This window comes from Caldicoprobacter algeriensis (assembly GCF_023838525.1).
In the GTDB taxonomy this organism is placed as follows: Bacteria; Bacillota; Clostridia; order Caldicoprobacterales; family Caldicoprobacteraceae; genus Caldicoprobacter; species Caldicoprobacter algeriensis.
The window spans coordinates 1-19,958 of the sequence record NZ_JAHUQD010000001.1 but is presented as its reverse complement, the minus strand read 5'-3'; the positions used below and the strand labels follow the sequence as shown (position 1 = coordinate 19,958).

Sequence of the window (19,958 nt, the reverse complement as noted above, 5' to 3'; positions counted from 1 at the left end):
TTTTGGTCGTATTTGTATGAGATAATGAAAAATTTTAAAAAAGGAATAATAAGCAACAGAGTAGATAAAATCTGTCGCAGCAAAAAAGGAGGAATGATGGTGAACATCGTATTGCTTGGCCCACCGGGTAGTGGAAAAGGAACGCAAGGGCAGCTTCTTGCTGAACGTTTTGATCTGGCACAATTGTCTACGGGGGATTTGTTTCGCCAAATTTTGCAGGACCCTGATCATCCCCTGTATGATGAGCTGCAAATTGTCAAGCAAGGGAAACTGGTGTCGGATGAGGTTGTAAACGCGGTAGTGGAGGATGCAATAAAAAAACTCGGAAATGCAAAGGGGATAATATTTGACGGGTTTCCCAGGACTGTTGCTCAGGCACAGGCGTTGGATAAAATGCTGAATTCGATGAACAAAAGGGTTGACGTGGTGCTTGATTTTAATGTGGCGCAGGATGTGCTTTTACAGAGGTTGTTGGGGAGAAGGGTTTGTCCTGATTGTAAGAGGGTGTTTCATATAAAGCAGAGATATGTAGAGTGCCCTGACTGTAAAGTGCAGCTGGTAACAAGAGAAGATGATAACGAAGAAGTCATAATGAAGCGGTTCAAGGAGTATAACGAGAAGACGGCTGGTGTAAAAGAATATTATCTTGATTCGGACTGCGCTTACATAAATTTGACTGTGGATGATGCTGATACCACTCCCGAAGAAGTGCATCAGCAGATAATTTCCGAGCTGGCCAAAAGGGGGCTGGCGCAGTAAGGGGCAAAGGCAAATGAAAATTTTTGCTATCGGTGACCTTCACCTATCGGAAGCCAATCCCAAACCCATGGATGTGTTCGGTGAGCACTGGTTTCAGCACTGGGGGAGGATAAAGAACAACTGGATAAATAAAGTGGGAGCTGAAGACGTGGTTCTCATTCCTGGCGATATAAGCTGGGCCATGAAGCTGGAGGAAGCTAAACCCGATTTAGACAGCATAGGGCGGCTGCCTGGACGAAAGATCATAATAAGGGGGAACCACGATTACTGGTGGTCTTCTATATCGCGGGTAAGAAAAATGCTACCCGATAATGTGTTTGCCATACAGAATGATAGCGTCGTTATCGACGGGATTGCGTTTTGCGGTACCAGGGGATGGGCAATCCTGGAGGGACGAGAAGATATTCAACATGATATCAAGATATTCAATAGAGAATTGCACAGGCTGAAATTGTCACTGGATAGCGTGAGAGATGCCCAGGAAATCGTGGTGTTGCTTCATTATCCGCCTTTTGACGAGAGGGGCAACGAGAATGAGATAGCTAGGCTGATCAGACAGTATCCTGTAAACCACGTGGTGTTTGGCCATCTGCACGGCGCAAGTTTAAACAACGTGGTAGAAGGATATATAGATGGTATTACGTATCACCTAGTCTCATGTGACTATTTAGACTTTGACCTTAAACTTATAATGGAAAGATAAGCTATTATTTTCGGATCTGAAGAGTTTTGACATGGGCTATTGTATAAATATTAAGTATATATAAAAAATATGTAATATTTTTGTAATATTTTAAGAATTTGCGGTTACACCCCTCGACAGCAAGATTGTCGAGATTTGAGGTCAATGTGGACAAGGTATATAATAGTAATTAGGGAAAGAAGGGGGTGAACCGCGTGTTAAGAGGTACGGTGCGCTTGTTCTGTACTGCATTTACTTTTGTCTTTATCTTAGCAGTATTGGTTTTTCCAGGAGATGTACATGCTCAGGGAACGTTGCTTAAGATGGGGAGCAGGGGAGCAGAAGTCAAAAAGATGCAGCAGGCTTTGATAGAGCAGGGCTTTCTTTCAGGTAAGGCCGATGGGATATTTGGTCCCCTAACCAGAGCGGCTGTTATGGCTTTCCAAAGGGCAAAGGGGTTGGTTGTAGATGGCATTGCCGGGCCGAAAACTTTGAACGCTCTCTATGGCAGTGAATCTTTTACGGGAGGTAATTCTTCTGATGAGCAGTCCGGCAGAAGTGCGACCATATCAAGGACGTTGAGGCTTGGGGATAGAGGTCAAGATGTAACAATTCTTCAGAACCGGCTAAACCAGCTTAAGTTCAACTGTGGGAAAGCCGATGGGATATTTGGCCCTACTACTTACGCCGCTGTAGTGGCATTCCAAAAGAAGAATGGCTTGGTAGCGGATGGCATCGTTGGGCCTAAGACGTTGGCAGTGCTGTTCGACAATGGTGTTTCTACAGGGGAAAATCCACCGGCAAGTTTGCCTGATGAAGAGCCGAGCAGAGGTGCTGGCATTTCGAGGACGTTGCGGCTGGGCGATAGAGGAGAAGACGTGGCGGTTTTGCAAAGGCGATTGAACGAGCTGAAGTTTAACTGTGGAAAGGCTGATGGCATATTCGGTCTTGCTACCCTTAATGCTGTAAAGGTATTCCAAAAGGCCAATAGGCTTATAGCTGACGGCATTGTAGGAAAGAGCACCATTGCTAAGCTATACAGCTCAGACGTGGTCACGGGCGATGCAGCAGTGGGTGGACCATCACCTGAGTCAAAGGCCGATGAGATTGTAGCTTTTGCGAAGAAGTACATAGGCAAACCTTATGTGTATGGTGCCTCTGGCCCGGATTCATTTGACTGTTCCGGTTTTACTACTTTTGTGTACAGGCATTTTGGCATTTCCCTTAAACGGACAGCCTGGGACCAGGGTAATGATTCTAGTTTTGCCAGGCTATCACGACAGCAGCTCAACAAGGGCGATCTGGTGTTTTTCGATACCAGCACATCGACGCAGACTAGGTATCATGTTGGGATATATATAGACGGCGGTGAGTTTATCCACGCCTCCTCAGCAGCAGGAAATGTTAGAATCGATAAGCTGGATTCAGGTTATTATCAGCAGAGATTTAAATGGGGATTGAGAGTACTGAATTAAACAAGAACAATCCGAAAAAAAGGCGGGCTACGGTTTATGACTGTGGCCTGCTTTTTTGCTTTTTATATTTTCTAAAAGATTTCGAGAATTTCGGGGTTATGGTTTGGCTTGTGTGCCCGGCGTTTCAATTAAATATTTCCAGTAACGGACGGGCATGAACTGTCGCTGGAGCCGTAGGTTGATCCTGCTCTTGATGGCAATATTTTGGAAGTACTCCTTCCACAGGGTTTGGTAGTCAAATTCTTCATCGTCCAAGGGAAGGGCTCCTTTGAACTCAAAAGGCACAATCGCGTATTGGCCTTGGCTATAGAAAGCAGCCAGCTTTCTCTTTACGTCATGTATTATCCAATCCTGGTTTGGCATGCGCCTTTTAAAATGGGGTGCTATTATGCCCAAAATGTTAAAATCGGGTTCAATGGGGGCATAATATACTCCGCTTTTGAGCAGCTGGAAGCGTACCAGTCCAAGCATCTTTCCTGCTTCCTGGCTTACCTTTTTACGCAGGGCATGAACGCGGAAGACATGCGGTTCTGCCAATGCCAAATCAACGCTTTTGCCCATCTTCCAGCCAAGCTTTAGATACCTGTATATGGCCGTTCCTGCGTCCTGGGCCTCCGAAAGAAAGGCGTACAGCGCGTTTTTGGCCGCCGAAGGGGATATCTTTTGCACTATGGCGTCATACACCCTTTGTGCCTTTTCTTGGTCGGTGTTTATGTGTACATATTTTATAAACAGGCTGTTCTGGACATTATCGCTGCTCAGGATTTTTTCGGGCGTTTCCCGCCGGTAATACGCTTCGTATATGGCTGTTAGCAGCCCCTCAAAACTACCGTCGTATATGTAATAGACCACCCTCACATCTCTCCCGTTATGACCGTGTAAACATCTTCGGGCTGGAACACATGGGGGTAAAGGGACGAGAAGGTCAGCTGTTCACCTGTCGAACTTATGGCTTTTTGTTGGGTTGAAGCAGGTTTGAGCATCTGATACAGGGCTGATTCGTTTATGTTTCTCTCGCCGTAGAACTTGCCACGGCAGGTTATGAAGTGGCGCGCCCTTTTGAGCACCACGCCAAAGCGCTTCAGGGTTTCAAAGTCAATGGAGCTGTAGCGCCTTGCTGCAATTATGCGCTTAGCAGAGCGAACCCCGATTCCCGGGACTCTAAGCAGCATCTCATAATCGGCACGGTTGACCTCCACGGGGAAGAGGTGGAGGTTTCTGAGCGCCCAAGCCGATTTTGGGTCAATCTCGATATCCAATAGCGGTTGATTTTCATCCAGCAGCTCATCGGCCTTAAAGCCATAGAACCTCAGGAGCCAGTCGGCTTGGTAAAGGCGATGTTCTCGCATAAGGGGAGGGCTGGCAATGGCCGGCAGGTTTGGATGTTGAGTCACAGGCACATAGGCCGAGTAGTAGACCCTTTTTAAAGAGAAACGCTTATAGAGGCTTTCGGATAGCCTTAGTATCCTTAAGTCATTGTCGGGCGTTGCTCCCACTATGAGCTGCGTAGTCTGGCCGGCAGGGACAAAAAGGGGGGCGTTTTTATATAGTTTTCGCTCTTCCCTTGCCTGAAGTATTTTGGAGTGAATAAACCCCATGGGTTTGATAATCGCGTCTCTGTTTTTCTGCGGTGCCAGCAACTGAAGTCCCTGGCTAGACGGAAGCTCAATATTGACGCTCATGCGATCCACGTATTTGCCCGCTTCGGCTATGAGCAATGGGTCTGCGCCCGGAATGGCCTTTAAATGTATGTATCCGTTGAAGTGATATTCATTTCGCAGCTTCCTTACAGTGGTAATCAAAAGCTCCATGGTATAATTTGGGTTTTTGTACACAGCCGAGCTTAAAAATAGCCCTTCGATGTAATTCCTCTTGTAGAAATTTATGGTAAGCTGGGCCACTTCGTCCGGCGTGAATGTGGCGCGTGGGACATCAGCTGTCGCACGGTTTACGCAGTACAGGCAATTGAAGGCGCAGCGATTTGTAAACAGTATCTTAAGCAGGGATATGCACCGCCCGTCATCCGACCAGCTGTGGCAAATTCCGGGCAGGCTGGCATTGCCCAACCCACCGGGCCTGTTCCGTCGGGAGCTTCCGCTGGATGAGCAGGATACATCGTATTTGGCAGCCGCACCTAGAATCTTTAACTTTGTATGTAAATCCATGATGGAGGACCTCCCGCTATACCGTGTGAATAAATTTTATCATATTTTGGTTTACATTGCAAACATATGTTTGGGTTGTGTCTTTTAAAAATTTTCATCAAAATGTTTGACAAAGTACGAGCTTTTGTGTTAAACTTTATGTTGCCATCAAGTAGAAGCTATCCACTTCTCACCTTCCGGCGCGAGAGGGCAGCCAGGAAGGTCAATATGGCGGTTAAAGGGTGTAGTGTGTGGCGCTGCGCTATGGAGATGAGAGTGGGTAGATGTGTGCCCGCTCTTTTGTTTTATTAAATTCGGGGGTGAATGAATATCAATAAAAAAGAGTTATTGGTTAACGAGCAGATCAAGGACAGAGAGGTCAGGGTGATCAGCGAGACGGGTGAGCAGCTGGGCATTATGCCCATTGAGAAGGCGCTCAGGCTTGCCGAGGAGAGGCAGCTTGACCTGGTCAAGATAGCTCCCAAGGCCAATCCACCCGTTTGCAAGATCATGGATTATGGCAAATACTTGTTTGAAATGGCCAAGAAGGAGAAGGAGGCCCGTAAAAACCAGAAGGTCATCAACGTAAAGGAGATACGCCTGTCGGCTTCCATAGAGGACCATGACCTGGGGGTTAAGGCCAGGAACGCCGACAAGTTTTTGAAGGCGGGAGACAAGGTGAAGGTGACCATAAGGTTTAGAGGGAGAGAGATGGCTCACCCTGAGGTAGGGTACGAAGTTATGGAGAAATTTGTGTCCATGCTTACGGTGGAAGCTGTGATGGAGCGCAAACCCACACTGGAAGGCAATCACATGATTATGGTACTGGCGCCAAAGGCGTGATTGCAGAAATTGATGACAGCGAAACAGTAAACACGGATAAAGCACTGAGAGGAGGAATAAACAATGCCTAAAATTAAAACCCATCGCGGGGCAGCCAAGAGATTCCGCCTGACAAAAAGTGGGAAGGTAAAGAGGGCTAAGGCATTTAAGAGCCATTTGCTTACCAAAAAGTCGCCAAAGAGAAAGAGAAACCTGAGAAGAGCTACTTACGTTGCGGCTGTTGAGGCAAAGAAAATAAAGCAGCTGATTCCGTATAAATAAGGCAGTAAAGGAGGGTGTATTATGGCTAGGGTAAAGAAAGCGCTTAATGCAAGGAAGAAGCACAAGAAGATATTGAAGCTTGCAAAGGGGTATTATGGCGCCAAGAGCAGGCAGTTCAGAGCAGCCAATCAGGCAGTGATGAAGGCGCTGGCATATGCATATGTTGGGAGAAGGCTGAAGAAAAGAGATTTTCGCAAGTTGTGGATTGCCAGGATCAACGCGGCGGCAAGGCAAAACGGCTTGAGCTATAGCCGATTCATAAACGGCCTGCGCAAGGCGGGGATTCAGATAGATAGAAAGATACTGGCGGATATGGCTGTCAACGATGCCAACGGATTTGCTCAGCTGGTCAACATTGCTAAAGAAAAGCTGCATGCGTAAATTCAAGCAGCTACCAGTAGTAGAGAGAAAAGGCCTCATTATAAATGAGGTCTTTGTTCATTTTTGCATAAGTTTGGTGGAAATTCATTTTGTTTTGAGCTCAAAAGGCGAATTTGAGTGAGAAAATACAGCGTGAGTAAGCAGCGAGTTGTGGAGCTGGAATAGGAGGGTAAATTCGTTGAGTGAAAATATGGCTAAAAGGACTATAAGGCTTTTGCCGACACAGGTTTTAGTGCTCGGCTTTGCTTCCATGATCATAGTGGGTGCTTTGCTTCTCACTCTGCCGGTAGCTTCCAGCACAGGGGAAAGCATAGGTTTTCTAAATGCCCTATTTGAGGCCACTTCAGCGGTGTGCGTTACCGGCCTTGTGGTGGTGGATACTGGTGATGACTTGAGCCTGTTTGGCCAGTTGGTCATAATTACTCTTATTCAAATGGGCGGTTTGGGCTTTATGACCATGGCTACCATGGTATTTCTGCTTTTGGGGAAGCGAATCACCTTAAGGGAAAGACTTGTAATTCAGGAAGCTCTTAATGAGTTTAAGCTGCAGGGCGTTGTGCGTTTAACTAGAAATATAATCGGCATTACTTTCCTTATAGAGGGAATTGGAGCTTTAATTCTTGCCCTGCGGTTTGTGCCCATGTACGGCTGGGGTGAAGGATTGTATTTTAGCGTATTCCACGCCATTTCAGCTTTCTGCAATGCAGGCTTTGACCTCATGGGAGGATACAGGAGTTTTACTGACTTCACTGATGATTTTATTGTCAATTTTACAATAATGGGTTTGATCGTGTGTGGAGGGCTTGGCTTTTCTGTCCTGCTGGATATTTACAGGAATAGGCATTTCAGAAAATGGTCATTGCACACAAAGCTGGTTGTGTGCGTTACTGCTGCTTTGATCACCATGGGCGCCCTGTTCTTTTTTATTGTAGAGTTCAACAACCCTGCTACGCTGGGCAGCCAAAATTGGAGAGGCAAAATCCTTGGGGCATTATTCCAATCTGTGACCCCCAGAACCGCTGGCTTTAATACAATTGATCAGGCTTCCCTCACAAACGCGTCAAAGTTTATGACAATCATCCTGATGTTTATCGGTGCTTCGCCTGCGGGTACAGGCGGAGGAATCAAGACTACTACTGCCAGCGTGATTTTGCTTGCTGTGCTCAGCGTGATCAAAGGCAGGCGTGATGTAGAGGTTTTTGGCAGGAGGATTTCTTATGCCATTGTAAACAGGGCACTGGCGATAGCGGTTATAAGCTTCATTCTGTTGGTCAGCGTCAGCATGGTATTGTCGTTGCTGGAACCCTATCCGCTGGTTGATGTGCTTTTTGAGACGGCCTCTGCCTTGGGAACGGTGGGGCTGGCGACATTCAATAACTCTAATTTAAGTGATATCAGTAAAATATTTATCATCATGACGATGTTTGCGGGTAGGGTAGGGCCTTTGACGCTGACGCTGGCTTTTGCAAAGAGGATGGCAAGCGATACAGGCAATGTGAAATATCCTGAAGGTAAGGTAATGGTGGGTTAAAAGGGAGGAGTTGCTATGAAGAAACAGTTTGCTGTCATTGGTATAGGGCGTTTTGGCTCAAGCGTTGCAAAAACTCTGTGTGCACTGGGGCATGAGGTCCTTGCTGTTGATAAGAATCATGATAGGGTACAGGAGATAGCTGACTGTGTGACACATGCTGTACAGGCCGATGCTACTGATGAGGAAACATTAAAATCGCTGGGTATAAGGAATTTCGATGCTGTTGTGGTTTCGATAGGAGACGACATACAGTCCAGCATAATGATCACACTGCTGTGTAAAGAAATAGGGGTCAAGTTTGTAGTGGGGAAAGCGCAGAATGACCTCCATGCCAAAGTGTTGTACAAAATAGGGGTTGATAAAGTGATATTCCCCGAAAGGGATATGGGGATTAAGATAGCACATCATTTGGCGTCAACCAATATAATCGACTATATTGAACTGGCATCTGACTATAGCCTAGTGGAGCTTACAGCCATCCCCGAATGGATTGGGAAATCGCTAAAGCAGATCAATATGAGGGTTGTGTACGGTCTCAATATTGTGGCTATAAAGCGCGGCGAAGATGTGCTGGTATCACCTAAGGGCGAGGATGTTATCAATGAAGGTGATGTTTTGGTGGCCATTGGCAGGAATGACCACATAAAAAGGTTGGAAGATAAAACACAGGAGTAAAGGGTGTAGTAGACTTGGAAGAGTACATCACCAGTCCACACAACATTTCTATCAAGCGTGTTAAAATGCTTCATCATAAGAAGTACAGGGATATTTACGGGCAGTATTTGGTTGAAGGGGTTAAGATGGTGAAGGAGGCAGTGGAACAGGGTGAAAGCATTTGGGCTTTGGTGGTAGCACGGGGATTTGATTGGTCAGGGTTTAAAGAGCAGCTGAATGTGGGTGTAGACAGCTTGAGGGTCTTAATTGTGGAGGACAGGTTGTTTTCGAGTATCAGCGATACCCAGACGCCACAGGGACTCATGGCTGTTGTAAATAAAAAGGAATATCGCCTTGAACAATTGCTGTGTAGGCCTTCGTTTTTCATAGCGGTTTTGGACCAGATAAGGGACCCTGGAAACCTAGGCACCATCATAAGGACATTGGATGCTGCAGGCGGGGATGGCGTTGTTCTGCTTAAAGGGTGTGCGGATCCCTATAATCCAAAGGTTGTGCGCTCCACCATGGGTTCGATATTCCGCGTACCCCTTTACGAGGTGGATGACCACATCGATTTTTTCAACAGGCTTCTGGAAGCCAAGGCACATATACTGGTTAGCCATCTGCACGGTTCCAATCTCTTTGAATGGCCGGGGGGCTATGATAAAATAGCTGTCGTTATTGGCAATGAATCGGAAGGCGTTCGCCAGGAAATATGCGGGTTTGCTTCCTCACTGGTAAAGATACCCATGCGGGGTGGTACTGAATCCCTTAATGCTTCGGTGGCTGCAGGTATACTGATATACGAGGTGCTGCGCAAATCAAAGCAAATAGCGCCTTGAATTTCCTTGAATCCACGCGGTGCATATGGTATAATTAGCCTAAGAAAGCCCGGCAAAGGAGATGGGACCGGTGAGGCTGGCCGATATAATATGGAAAATTTTTGAAAAGACGGGTTCCATAAATGCTTATATGCTTTATAAGGAGCTCATAATGCTTTAATGGAATGGATAAAGGCAATGATGGAGAGGAGTACACCCGAGCATCTTTATACAGAGAGGGGGACGCCATGGGCTGAAAGCGCCCCTATAAAGGCGAGGGTAGAAGTTCGCTCCTGAGCTGGGGGCTGAAATGGCAGTAGGCCTTGCCGGGTTTAACCCGTTATCGTTAAAAGAGGTTTCGTTTCCTACCGAAACGAAATTGGGTGGTACCACGTGGCTTATCAAGCCTTCGTCCCATGCTTGGGCGAAGGCTTTTTCAATATATGATGATATCGATGAAAGGAGAGAGCTATGGATGAAAGCCGAGTTGGAGCAGATTAGAAAGGAAGCTGAGCAAGCTCTTGCGCGTATAGATAACCTTCAAGATTTATCGAATTTTCGCGTGGAGTATCTGGGCAAAAAAGGCAAGTTAACCCAGATTTTGAGGGGGATGGGGAAACTCTCTGCTGAGGAAAGGCCCCAAATCGGCCAGCTTGCCAATCAGATAAGGGCTTATCTTGAAGAGGAAATTGAAAAGAAGATGAAGGTGCTTGAAGAGGAGACGCTCAATCAACGGCTGAGGGAAGAAGTGATCGACGTTACCATGCCGGGTAGGCGCCATTACCGCGGAAAGTTGCATCCTCTGAATATAGTGTTAAATGAGATCAAGGATATCTTCCTGGGGATGGGCTTTGAGATTGCTGAAGGCCCAGAGGTTGAATGGGATTATTACAACTTCGAAGCCCTCAATATTCCCAAGAACCATCCTGCACGGGATACGCAGGATACCTTCTACATTACGGAGAACATACTTTTGCGCACCCATACCTCGCCCACGCAGATTCGCGTGATGGAGAGGCAGAAGCCGCCTATAAAAATCATAGTACCTGGCAGGGTTTATAGGTCGGACGCGGTGGATGCAACTCACTCTCCCATCTTCCATCAGGTGGAAGGGCTTGTAATTGACAAAAATATCACCATGGGCGATTTAAAGGGTGTGCTGGACGTATTTGCCAAGGAGATGTTTGGCCCCCAGACCAAGACGCAGTTCAGACCGCATCATTTTCCGTTTACCGAGCCCAGCGCTGAAATGGATGTAAGCTGTACTACATGCGGAGGTAAGGGATGTCGCGTGTGTTCGTATACTGGCTGGATCGAAATTCTGGGTGCCGGCATGGTGCATCCAAAGGTATTAAAGTATGGAGGGATTGACCCTGAGAAATACAGCGGTTTTGCATTTGGCATGGGCCTTGATCGCATAACAAATCTGAAATACGGGATAGATGATATAAGGCTGTTGTTTGAAAACGACATACGTTTCCTGGAGCAGTTTTAAAGGAGGTAGAGATAGATGTTAGTACCGCTTAAGTGGCTGAAAGAGTATGTAAAGATAGATGTACCCATTGAACAGCTGGCGCACCGTCTGACCATGACGGGGACAAAGGTTGAGGGCATAACCAGGCTGGGCGAAGGCATAAGCAACGTGGTGGTGGGAAGGATACTTGAGATACGTCCCCACCCCAACGCCGACAAGCTGGTTGTATGCGTAGTTGACGTTGGAAAATGCAAGCTGCAAATAGTGACCGGCGCTCCAAACGTGAAGGAGGGGCAGCTTGTACCGGTGGCGTTGGACGGCGCTACACTGCCTGGCGGACATAAGATAACTACCACCACGTTGCGGGGTGTTGAGTCGTACGGAATGTTGTGTTCAGGTGAGGAGCTGGGGCTTACCGATGAGGACTACCCGGGAGCAGAAGTAGACGGCATATTGATTTTGCAGGAAGAATACCCTCTGGGGATGGATATAAAGGAAGCATTGGGATTGGATGACCATGTGCTGGAGTTTGAGATCACTTCCAACCGTCCGGATTGTCTGAGCGTCATAGGCATAGCCCGCGAAGCATCGGTGGCTTTGAATTCCTTCTTTATACTGCCGTATATAGAGGTAAAGCCGGGCGTTGGAGATGTCAACGCCGAGGCCAAGGTTCTGGTAGAGGACCCTTACCTGTGTCCCAGGTATTGTGCACGGGTGGTGAAGGATGTCAAGGTGGGGCCATCGCCGAGGTGGATGCAGCGCAGGCTAGCCTCTGCAGGAGTTCGACCCATCAACAACATCGTCGACATAACCAATTACGTCATGCTGGAGATGGGTCAGCCCATGCACGCCTTTGACCTGGATAAGGTGGCGGGCAGGACCATTGTGGTGCGTAGGGCCCGCGAGGGCGAAAAACTGGTCACACTGGATGACAAGGAGAGACTACTGAGTTCGGATATGCTGGTTATAGCAGACATAGAGAAGCCCATAGGCCTGGCAGGGGTCATGGGTGGAGCCAATACCGAGATTACCGATGGGACAAAGAACATTTTGCTGGAAAGCGCGCTGTTTGGCAGGGAAAGCATAAGGAAGACGGCAAAGGCACTTGGGATTCGCAGCGAGGCATCCCTCAGGTTTGAAAAGGGTTTGGATATACACAATGCAAGAATGGCTTTAGACCGTGCTGTGCAGCTTATTCAGGAGCTGGGTGCAGGGACGGTGGTAGAGGGAGTGATAGATGTCTGCCATGGCTCTCTGGAAAAGCGAATTCTGGAGATACCCTGGAAGAGGGTAAACAGTCTGCTGGGCCTCAACCTGTCGGCTGATGAGATGGCCGAAATTTTAGGCAGGCTGGAATTCAAGGTTGAGATAAAGGGCGAATACATGCGCATAGAGGTTCCGTCGTTCAGGCAGGATATAGAGGGTGTAGCCGATATAGCCGAAGAAGTGGCACGTATTTACGGCTACAATAATATACCCATGACCTTGATGGAAGGCACCGTAAGCCGGGGTAGAAAGACCAGGCGGCAAAAGCTTATGGACAGGGTAAAGGATGTGCTGGTGGGCACCGGCCTTTACGAGGTGGTCACCTACTCGTTTACCAGCCCAAAGGTTTACGAATCCCTCGGCATTGCCGATCCGCAGCTCATCCCGGAAACGGTCAGAATCTTAAATCCCTTGGGCGAGGACCAGAGTATAATGCGCACCACGCTTATTCCGAGCCTCCTGGAGGTGCTTTCGCGCAACCGTAACAGGGGGATAGAGAGGTGCCAGATATTTGAGATAGGGCCGGCTTTTTTGCCCAAGTCGCTGCCACTGGAGGATTTGCCGGAGGAAAAGCCGCTTTTGACCATTGCAGAGTACGGGCCGGATATTGATTACTATGACCTGAAAGGTAAAGTTGAAGTGCTGCTTAATGAACTGGGATTGCTGGCTGAGGCTGAATTTGTACCCCACGTTCATCCGACCTTCCACCCGGGAAGGACGGCTCTTGTGAAGCTGGGCGGCAAGGAGACAGGCATACTTGGCGAGATACATCCAAAGGTGGCTGAAAACTATCAGCTTGAAGAAAGGGTCCTGGTGGCCGAGCTGGAACTTGACGCGTTGCTTGATTGTGCAAAGGAGGAACGAAGATACAGGCCTCTTCCCAAATATCCAGCTGTTGAGCGAGACCTGGCGCTTGTGGTCAAGAAAGAAGTGCTGGCCGCTCAGGTCGAGAGCTGTATAAGAGAGCATGGAGGGCAGCTTCTCGAAAAAGTGGAGCTCTTTGATGTGTATGAGGGTATCCAAATACCTGAAGGCTATAAGAGCATGGCATATTCTTTGAGCTATCGCGCCGCCGACAGAACCTTGACGGATGAAGAGGTGAATTCCCTGCACGATGGTATTGTGAAAGGCCTGGAGCAGAGGCTGGGAGCAAGATTGCGTTAAAACCCGAGTGATCACAAAAATTCGACAAAACGCTTGTTTAAATATGGCAGGTGTTGTATAATAGTACCCAGGATAGCGGGGGAACGGAGATGTGATCCATGGTGGAAAAGACGAAAACCGTGGTCAGGATCGGCGGTCGTGAATATGCCATAAAGAGCATGGAGTCTGAGGAGTACATCCACAAGGTGGCCATTTATGTCGACAAGAAGATGGAGGAGATCAGACAGCGGCAGCCCAATCTCAGCACCACTATGTTGGCCATGCTGACGGCCATAAACCTGGCGGATGAAGTCCTCAAGCTTCAGCAAAAGGTCGAAAAGCTTCAGAGGGAAATAAGCGTCCTGCACTCCTTACTGGAAGAAGATGGACGAAATGACATTTCAAACGCTTCTGCCGTTTACGACGTTTCGCGCAGGGCGCGACGCTAACGGGTTATGTTGATATTGAGTGTTGTATAAGCGATGTGGGTTATAAAAAGCAGCCTTCGGGCTGCTTTTTGTTTGGTTTTGCTGCAGTGCGGCAAAACTTCAAAGGCTATAATGGGCGGCATTGTTCAAACTGTAGAATTTAAAATTGCTGCTGTGGTATAATGTATTAAAGCGCTATTTGAAAATGGGTGTGGAAATCAGTGACGCTTTAATTTGTAATTTTCACGGTAAATAAATTCTGAAATCGAGGGAAGGAATTGTGAACGAGAGAACCTTTCGTGTGCTGGAATATGATAAGATTATAGATATGCTTAGCGGCCATACCGTATCAGCGCCTGGGCGTGAAATGGTACAAAATTTACTTCCTTACAGGGACAGGGATAAAGTAATTTCGGCTCTGGTGGAGACCGAAGAGGCTTTAAAGATAATGGTTAAATACGGGATGTCGCCTTTAGGGGAGTTTCCTGACATTCGCAGCCATTTGAGAAGGGTTGAGAAAAGGGCGATATTGAGTCCGGAAGAACTGCTGGAGATAGGGCGCGTGCTTAGGACGTGCGCCAGCCTTAAAGAGGTCTTTAAGAGCAAGGATGGCTTAAATGATGCCGGGATTAACGTCATCCCCAATTTGGTATATCAGCTAAAACCTCACAACGAGTTGACGAACGAAATATTCAGGTGCATAGAGCCTGATGGACGGGTATCAGACAGTGCCAGCTCTGAGCTTCACAGCATCCGCCGCAACATAGTGCGGTGTCAGGAGAAAATAAAGGAACTTTTAAACGGCTATATACAATCCCCGCAGTACCAGAAATTCCTTCAGGAGCCCATCGTTACTATAAGGAACGGTAGGTACGTCATCCCGGTAAAGCAGGAGTATCGCTCCAGCGTGCCCGGGCTGGTACATGACCAGTCGGCCAGCGGGGCCACATTGTTCATTGAGCCCATGCCGGTGGTAGAGGCCAACAACAAGCTTAAGGAATGGATGCTCAAAGAGGAGCAGGAGATAGAGCGCATTTTGGCCAGGTTGACCGAGGAAGTCTGGAAAGTCAGGGAAGACATAAGCAGTTCATTCGAAATCCTAAGCCGGCTTGACTTCATCTTTGCTAAGGGGAAATTGGGGCATTCGATGAGAGGCGTGGTCCCCAGGATTGTAGACGGCGGGAAGGTCAATATCGTAAACGGCAGGCATCCGTTGATACCCGATCACGAGGTCGTGCCTATAAGCCTTAATTTAGGGTATGATTTTAATACCTTGGTGATCACCGGCCCCAATACAGGCGGTAAAACCGTGACCCTCAAGACGGTGGGACTGTTTGTGCTAATGGCACAGGCTGGCCTTTGCTTGCCAGCCGATTACGGTACCGAAATAGGTATATTTCAGAAGGTTTTTGCCGATATAGGAGACGAGCAGAGCATAGAGCAGAACCTTAGCACTTTTTCGTCTCATATGGTAAATATTGTATCGATTGTTGACAACGTGGACAGCGATTCCCTGGTGCTGCTAGATGAGCTGGGAGCCGGTACTGATCCTACCGAAGGCGCTGCTCTCGCCATGGCCATCCTTGAATTTTTGCACAACAGCGGTGCTAAAACCCTCGCCACAACGCACTACAGCCAGCTGAAAGCTTTTGCCATGATGCAGCCGGGGATGGAGAACGCTTCAATGGAGTTTGACGTAGAGACATTAAGCCCCACATTCCGCCTGCTTATAGGGGTACCGGGCAAAAGCAACGCCTTTCAGATATCGAAGAGGCTGGGACTTAAAGAGGATATCGTTGAAAAGGCCAGGGAATTCTTGACGCAGGAGGACATCCGGTTTGAGGATTTGATTTCTGACTTGGAATATAACAGGACTAAGGCAAGAGAGGAACGAGAAAAGGCAGTAAGATATTTAAGGGAAATAGAGAGAGAAAGGCAGAGGCTTGCCGAAAAGGAGTCTGAGCTTGAGTCGGCACGCCAGCAGATACTTCGAAAGGCAAGAGAAGAGGCCAGGATGATACTACGGCAGGCTAAGGAAGAGGCTGATCAAATCATCAAGGAATTGAACAGGCTGTCGCAGGTGGCCGCTGAAAAGGAACGCAACAGGGCCATCGAGCAATACAGGATGAAGTTGAAGCAAAGCCTGGACAGGCTGGACGATGAACTTGTTAAAGAGGTTAGACCGTCCTATAAGTATCATGAACCGGTTAAGGAGGTTCGCCTGGGAGAGACGGTGTATATAAGCACACTGGGGCAAAAGGGACAAGTACTCACTCTCCCAGATGATAATGGAGAGATTACGGTTCAAGTAGGCATAATGAAGGTAGCGGTCAAGCTGTCGGATATAAGAAGGGTTGACGAGGGCGATGATGCAGCAACTGCCGTTATGTCTGCAAAGAAGCCTTCGCCCAGAATGACAGCCGTTTCTCCCGAGATAGACTTAAGGGGTCAGACGGTGGACGAGGCATTGCTGAACGTTGACAAGTATCTGGATGACGCTTTTTTAGCGGGCTTAAAGCAGGTAACCATTATCCACGGCAAGGGTACGGGTGCTCTAAGGGAAGGAATCCATCAGTACCTGCGCCATCACCCCCATGTAAACTCTTTTCGCCTTGGGAAGTACGGCGAGGGTGAGGGTGGGGTTACCATAGTCGAGCTCAAATAAAGGGGGCCGGGTGAACGGGATGATTTTGGTAAGCGCGTGTCTGGCAGGGATATGCTGCAAATACGATGGAGGGAATAACGGCATTCCCCTCATCAAAGAACTTGTAAGACAGGGCAAGGCCATTCCGCTGTGCCCCGAACAGCTGGGTGGCCTGCCCACGCCCAGGATGCCTGCAGAGATAAAAGGCGGCAGCGCCCGCGATGTTTTGCAGGGTAAAGCCTCAGTGATAAGGAATGATGGCGCTGATGTCACCGAAAATTTCGTAAGGGGCGCCAGCGAGGTTCTAAAGTTTTGCCAGGAGATGGGAATTATGTGCGCTATCCTGAAATCAAAAAGCCCTTCCTGCGGTAAAGGGCTGGTATATGATGGGACATTTAAGGGCAAGCTGGTAGAGGGCAACGGCGTTACCGCCCAGCTGCTTATCGACAATGGGATTGAGGTGATGACGGAGGAGGAGATTGAACCAGCATGCTTATTAAATATATAGTCTATTATACACTTGTTACCTCGGTATAAAGTATCTTGAAACTATGTGTAAAATGAAGTAATATAAGACTATAGATAAAAATATCATTGAAAAGCTTAAAGTAACCAAGCAAGAATGTACGGGAGGATCGTTTTTTGATGAAGGACCAGTCTTTTTTTATTAAATTGTTTATTTCGTTTACGATATTATTGGTGGTAATAACGGTAGTCTATATTTTGATATACGAACAAGTGGTAATAAATAGTTCAAAAGAAGAAATTGGCAGAAATTATATAGGTAAATTGAAAGTAGCAGAGAAGATTATGACAGAGTTTAAAAATGCCGTTCGAAAAGATATTGTAAGGCTGGCAGCCAGTAATTCAATAAGTGCTCTTGTGGAGCTAAAGAATTTAAAAAAAGATAATAAGCTGGCTTTTGATAGTCAATCTTTAATAAAGCTTTCGAATGCACAAAAGTCGATTTTGGAAGTAGTTAATGCTAATATAAGGTATGAATCAATATATTTATATATAGAGGACTTGGAACTTTGCTTGACCAGCAACCAAGGATTGGTGTTTAATGACGATATAAGGGATACAGGTTGGTTCAAAGCCTATAGTGAATATAAAAATGAGAGAAAACCTTTGGGTTGGATAGATACTATGTTCCTCGAGAGATATGATGGTGCAGTTTATCCTGATTATAGCTATATTGTAACATATGTTTTTCCTTTGACTCCTTATACCAGCGCCTTACAAGGAGCACTTGTGATAAATATAAAAGAAGACGCGTTATCACAACTTATCAATACTGATGATATAAACAAAGAGGGTTATATTTTTATAATTGATAGCGATGGTAATGTTGTGACCCATGTAGATAAGAGTTATGTGGGGTATAATATTTTCCGTGTAGGTTATATAGATAAAATATTAAAGAGCGATGCAACGGATGGATACTTTATTAGTAAGATGGAGCAAAAGGATATTTTAATCTCGTATTATAAGTCCATTAATGACAACTGGATTTATGTAGGCGTTTTTTCTTTGGAGCCTTTGGTAAGTAGAATTGATAGCTTGCGTACAAGGGTTATTTATTCTTCTGTGCTAATAGCATTACTAAGCATATTGAGCGTTTATTTAATATCGAGAAAGTTATCCAGCCCAATAACTAAATTGATTCAAGATATTAAACTCAATAAAGGAATAGATATTTATGAGAGTAAGGATGAACTGACGATATTGAGGAGAGCTTTTGAATCACTTTCAAATCAGTTAGTCCAGAATAAGGTGAACATCAAGCAGGCTTATTTGAACAATTTATTAAACGCTAATTATTCCTATGGAAATATTGAAAATGATGGGTTATTTGATGAATACTTTAAGCACCAACATTTTATATGCGTTTCTGTGGTGATAGATAGGTATTATGATTTTGCAAATAAATATGAAGTGGAAAGACGATATTATTTAAAGATGTTGATAGTAAATATTGTAAAACAGGTTATGGAAATGGATTACCTGTGTGAGGGTGTTAATTTGGATGGTGGAGAAATCGCATTTATCATCAACGTAAGTGATGACCGAGTGTATAAAATATATGAGGATTTAAGAAGATATTTCCGTGAAGTGCAGAGCGAGATTGGCAAGATATTGGATTTCACTGTGTCTGTAGGAATCGGGAGATGTTATAAAGGGATATCAAAAGTACACGTATCATACTCGGAAGCAAAACAAGCGCTCAAATGGAGATTGGTCCTCGGAAATGGAAGTATTATTTTATGGGATGAGGGATTTGGAAATTACAGCTATTATTATCCACATACTGCCGAAAAGAACCTAATAAATCAATTAAAATGCAGGGATATAGATGGAATTAGAAGAACTGTGACTGAGTTGATAAGCGAACTAAAAGGAAAACGGGATATATCTTGCGATAATATTTTGTTGGTCATAAATCAGCTTGTAGGAAATACCATAGTGAAATGTCTTACCGAGCTTAAGTTAGATATGAATGAAGTCTTCGGCCGTGATTTTAATATTTATAGTGAACTTTCTCATAAGGAGACATTGGATGAAATAGAGACTTGGCTTGTCAAGATGTATAAGGCTATAATAGACTTTCTTGAGGCGTATGAAAGGCAGGAAAATGAGACTGTGAAGAAAATAGTAGATTTTATAGAAAAGAATTATAAGAAAGACATAGGAATACAAGAGGTGGCGGATTTTGTGGGGCTCAGTTATTCTCATGTTAGGAAAGTGTTTAAGAACAGAATTGGAGAAAACATTGTTGAATTTATCAATAAGTTAAGGATGGAAGAAGCAAAAAAGCTATTGCTTAATTCTGAACTCTCTGTGAAAGAGATAGCGTCAACTGTGGGGTATAACAGCGATCAGACGTTTGCAAGAATATTTAAAAAAATGGAAGGAGTTACTCCTGGAGAATATAGAAAGTTTAAAAGTAGTTGAGTAGAATTTATAATATTTTGAGATTTTGTCATGTTAATCTGTATATAAAAATGGCTTGTTCTTTAAGCAAGCCATTTTTTATTTTTAACCGAGTCTCCGCATGTCAAAAACAGGTAATTAAATTACATATATTACCAAAAGGATTTTTGGATTTTTTGTCGAATATATATCCCCTGTAGAAAGATGCAGGGGTGATTGTGAATGGATATAAATGATGTTAAGAATATTGTGGCATACAATGCCTCCAGTATACCAGTATTGTTTGAGATGTGCCGTATTGCAAAAATAGCGGAAACTGTCAACGATATGGTAGAATGGAGACCGGATAATTCCCAGATTTCACCGGGATTTTTAATAGAAGTATTGGTGGTAACCATAATGCACAGGAGACAGCCTTTATGGAAAATTGAAGAATACTGGAGGAAACAAAAGCTTGAATACATGTTAGAGGGTAGCGATATTACAGTGGAACAATTAAACGATGACGCATTTGCTCG

21 protein-coding genes and 1 other annotated feature are annotated in these 19,958 nt (G+C 45.8%); of the genes, 19 read left to right on the top strand and 2 right to left on the bottom strand.

What is annotated here, in order from left to right; genetic code table 11:
* The first annotated feature begins 99 nt into the window (after nt 1–99).
* The 3 genes from KVG29_RS00110 to KVG29_RS12330 all read left to right on the top strand — a co-directional run bounded on the left by KVG29_RS00110 (nt 100) and on the right by KVG29_RS12330 (nt 2,916).
* The gene (locus tag KVG29_RS00110) at nt 100–759 is read left to right on the top strand and encodes an adenylate kinase (RefSeq protein WP_252225602.1); all 660 of its coding nucleotides are present in this window, start codon (nt 100–102) and stop codon (nt 757–759) included.
* Between the two features lie 13 nt (nt 760–772).
* Nucleotides 773–1,462: a metallophosphoesterase gene (locus KVG29_RS00105; RefSeq protein WP_252225601.1), complete on the top strand. Its 690-nt coding sequence runs from the start codon at nt 773–775 to the stop codon at nt 1,460–1,462.
* A gap of 194 nt (nt 1,463–1,656) precedes the next feature.
* A complete protein-coding gene (locus KVG29_RS12330; RefSeq protein WP_338084601.1) occupies nt 1,657–2,916 on the top strand; it encodes a C40 family peptidase in 1,260 nt (419 codons plus the stop codon).
* 96 nt (nt 2,917–3,012) lie between these two features.
* On the opposite strand, the gene KVG29_RS00085 is transcribed toward KVG29_RS12330, so the two are convergent.
* Complete coding sequence (locus tag KVG29_RS00085) at nt 3,013–3,768, bottom strand: TIGR03915 family putative DNA repair protein (RefSeq protein WP_252225600.1); 756 nt, start codon at nt 3,766–3,768, stop codon at nt 3,013–3,015.
* 2 nt (nt 3,769–3,770) lie between these two features.
* The gene (locus tag KVG29_RS00080; RefSeq protein ID WP_252225599.1) at nt 3,771–5,081 is read right to left on the bottom strand and encodes a putative DNA modification/repair radical SAM protein; all 1,311 of its coding nucleotides are present in this window, start codon (nt 5,079–5,081) and stop codon (nt 3,771–3,773) included.
* Nucleotides 5,082–5,219: 138 nt separating this feature from the next.
* Between KVG29_RS00080 and KVG29_RS00075 the strand changes: the two genes are divergently transcribed.
* From KVG29_RS00075 to KVG29_RS00005, 16 genes are all read left to right on the top strand, one after another.
* On the top strand, nt 5,220–5,372 hold the full coding sequence (locus tag KVG29_RS00075; protein WP_252225598.1) for a hypothetical protein: 153 nt from the start codon (nt 5,220–5,222) through the stop codon (nt 5,370–5,372).
* 12 nt (nt 5,373–5,384) lie between these two features.
* Nucleotides 5,385–5,903, top strand: coding sequence for a translation initiation factor IF-3 (gene infC, locus KVG29_RS00070; protein WP_025746913.1), 519 nt, complete (start codon nt 5,385–5,387; stop codon nt 5,901–5,903).
* A 63-nt stretch (nt 5,904–5,966) separates the two neighbouring features.
* Complete coding sequence (rpmI, locus tag KVG29_RS00065) at nt 5,967–6,164, top strand: 50S ribosomal protein L35 (RefSeq protein ID WP_025746912.1); 198 nt, start codon at nt 5,967–5,969, stop codon at nt 6,162–6,164.
* Nucleotides 6,165–6,185: 21 nt separating this feature from the next.
* Nucleotides 6,186–6,545: a 50S ribosomal protein L20 gene (gene rplT, locus KVG29_RS00060; RefSeq protein ID WP_025746911.1), complete on the top strand. Its 360-nt coding sequence runs from the start codon at nt 6,186–6,188 to the stop codon at nt 6,543–6,545.
* Between the two features lie 190 nt (nt 6,546–6,735).
* Entirely contained in the window at nt 6,736–8,076 is a 1,341-nt protein-coding gene (locus tag KVG29_RS00055) for a TrkH family potassium uptake protein (RefSeq protein WP_252225884.1), read from the top strand.
* A 15-nt stretch (nt 8,077–8,091) separates the two neighbouring features.
* The gene (locus KVG29_RS00050) at nt 8,092–8,751 is read left to right on the top strand and encodes a potassium channel family protein (RefSeq protein ID WP_252225597.1); all 660 of its coding nucleotides are present in this window, start codon (nt 8,092–8,094) and stop codon (nt 8,749–8,751) included.
* A gap of 14 nt (nt 8,752–8,765) precedes the next feature.
* Nucleotides 8,766–9,572 carry a TrmH family RNA methyltransferase gene (locus KVG29_RS00045; RefSeq protein WP_252225596.1) on the top strand — a complete coding sequence of 269 codons (807 nt, stop codon included), beginning with the start codon at nt 8,766–8,768 and terminating at the stop codon, nt 9,570–9,572.
* 61 nt (nt 9,573–9,633) lie between these two features.
* A complete protein-coding gene (locus KVG29_RS00040) occupies nt 9,634–9,732 on the top strand; it encodes a YqzL family protein (RefSeq protein ID WP_252225595.1) in 99 nt (32 codons plus the stop codon).
* A gap of 8 nt (nt 9,733–9,740) precedes the next feature.
* Nucleotides 9,741–9,971: a binding site (T-box leader), on the top strand.
* Nucleotides 9,972–10,026: 55 nt separating this feature from the next.
* The gene (gene pheS, locus KVG29_RS00035; protein ID WP_252225594.1) at nt 10,027–11,046 is read left to right on the top strand and encodes a phenylalanine--tRNA ligase subunit alpha; all 1,020 of its coding nucleotides are present in this window, start codon (nt 10,027–10,029) and stop codon (nt 11,044–11,046) included.
* A 15-nt stretch (nt 11,047–11,061) separates the two neighbouring features.
* The gene (pheT, locus tag KVG29_RS00030; protein ID WP_252225592.1) at nt 11,062–13,455 is read left to right on the top strand and encodes a phenylalanine--tRNA ligase subunit beta; all 2,394 of its coding nucleotides are present in this window, start codon (nt 11,062–11,064) and stop codon (nt 13,453–13,455) included.
* A 98-nt stretch (nt 13,456–13,553) separates the two neighbouring features.
* The gene (locus KVG29_RS00025; RefSeq protein ID WP_252225591.1) at nt 13,554–13,883 is read left to right on the top strand and encodes a cell division protein ZapA; all 330 of its coding nucleotides are present in this window, start codon (nt 13,554–13,556) and stop codon (nt 13,881–13,883) included.
* A 33-nt stretch (nt 13,884–13,916) separates the two neighbouring features.
* Nucleotides 13,917–14,045, top strand: coding sequence for a hypothetical protein (locus tag KVG29_RS12325; protein ID WP_276576315.1), 129 nt, complete (start codon nt 13,917–13,919; stop codon nt 14,043–14,045).
* A gap of 97 nt (nt 14,046–14,142) precedes the next feature.
* Nucleotides 14,143–16,527 carry an endonuclease MutS2 gene (locus KVG29_RS00020; RefSeq protein ID WP_252225590.1) on the top strand — a complete coding sequence of 795 codons (2,385 nt, stop codon included), beginning with the start codon at nt 14,143–14,145 and terminating at the stop codon, nt 16,525–16,527.
* Nucleotides 16,528–16,546: 19 nt separating this feature from the next.
* Complete coding sequence (locus tag KVG29_RS00015; RefSeq protein ID WP_252225882.1) at nt 16,547–17,014, top strand: 2-thiouracil desulfurase family protein; 468 nt, start codon at nt 16,547–16,549, stop codon at nt 17,012–17,014.
* Between the two features lie 137 nt (nt 17,015–17,151).
* A complete protein-coding gene (locus KVG29_RS00010; protein ID WP_252225880.1) occupies nt 17,152–19,461 on the top strand; it encodes a helix-turn-helix domain-containing protein in 2,310 nt (769 codons plus the stop codon).
* Nucleotides 19,462–19,662: 201 nt separating this feature from the next.
* Nucleotides 19,663–19,958, top strand: a 296-nt coding sequence (locus KVG29_RS00005) for a DUF4277 domain-containing protein (protein ID WP_252225589.1), incomplete at its 3' end; no start/stop codon positions are given.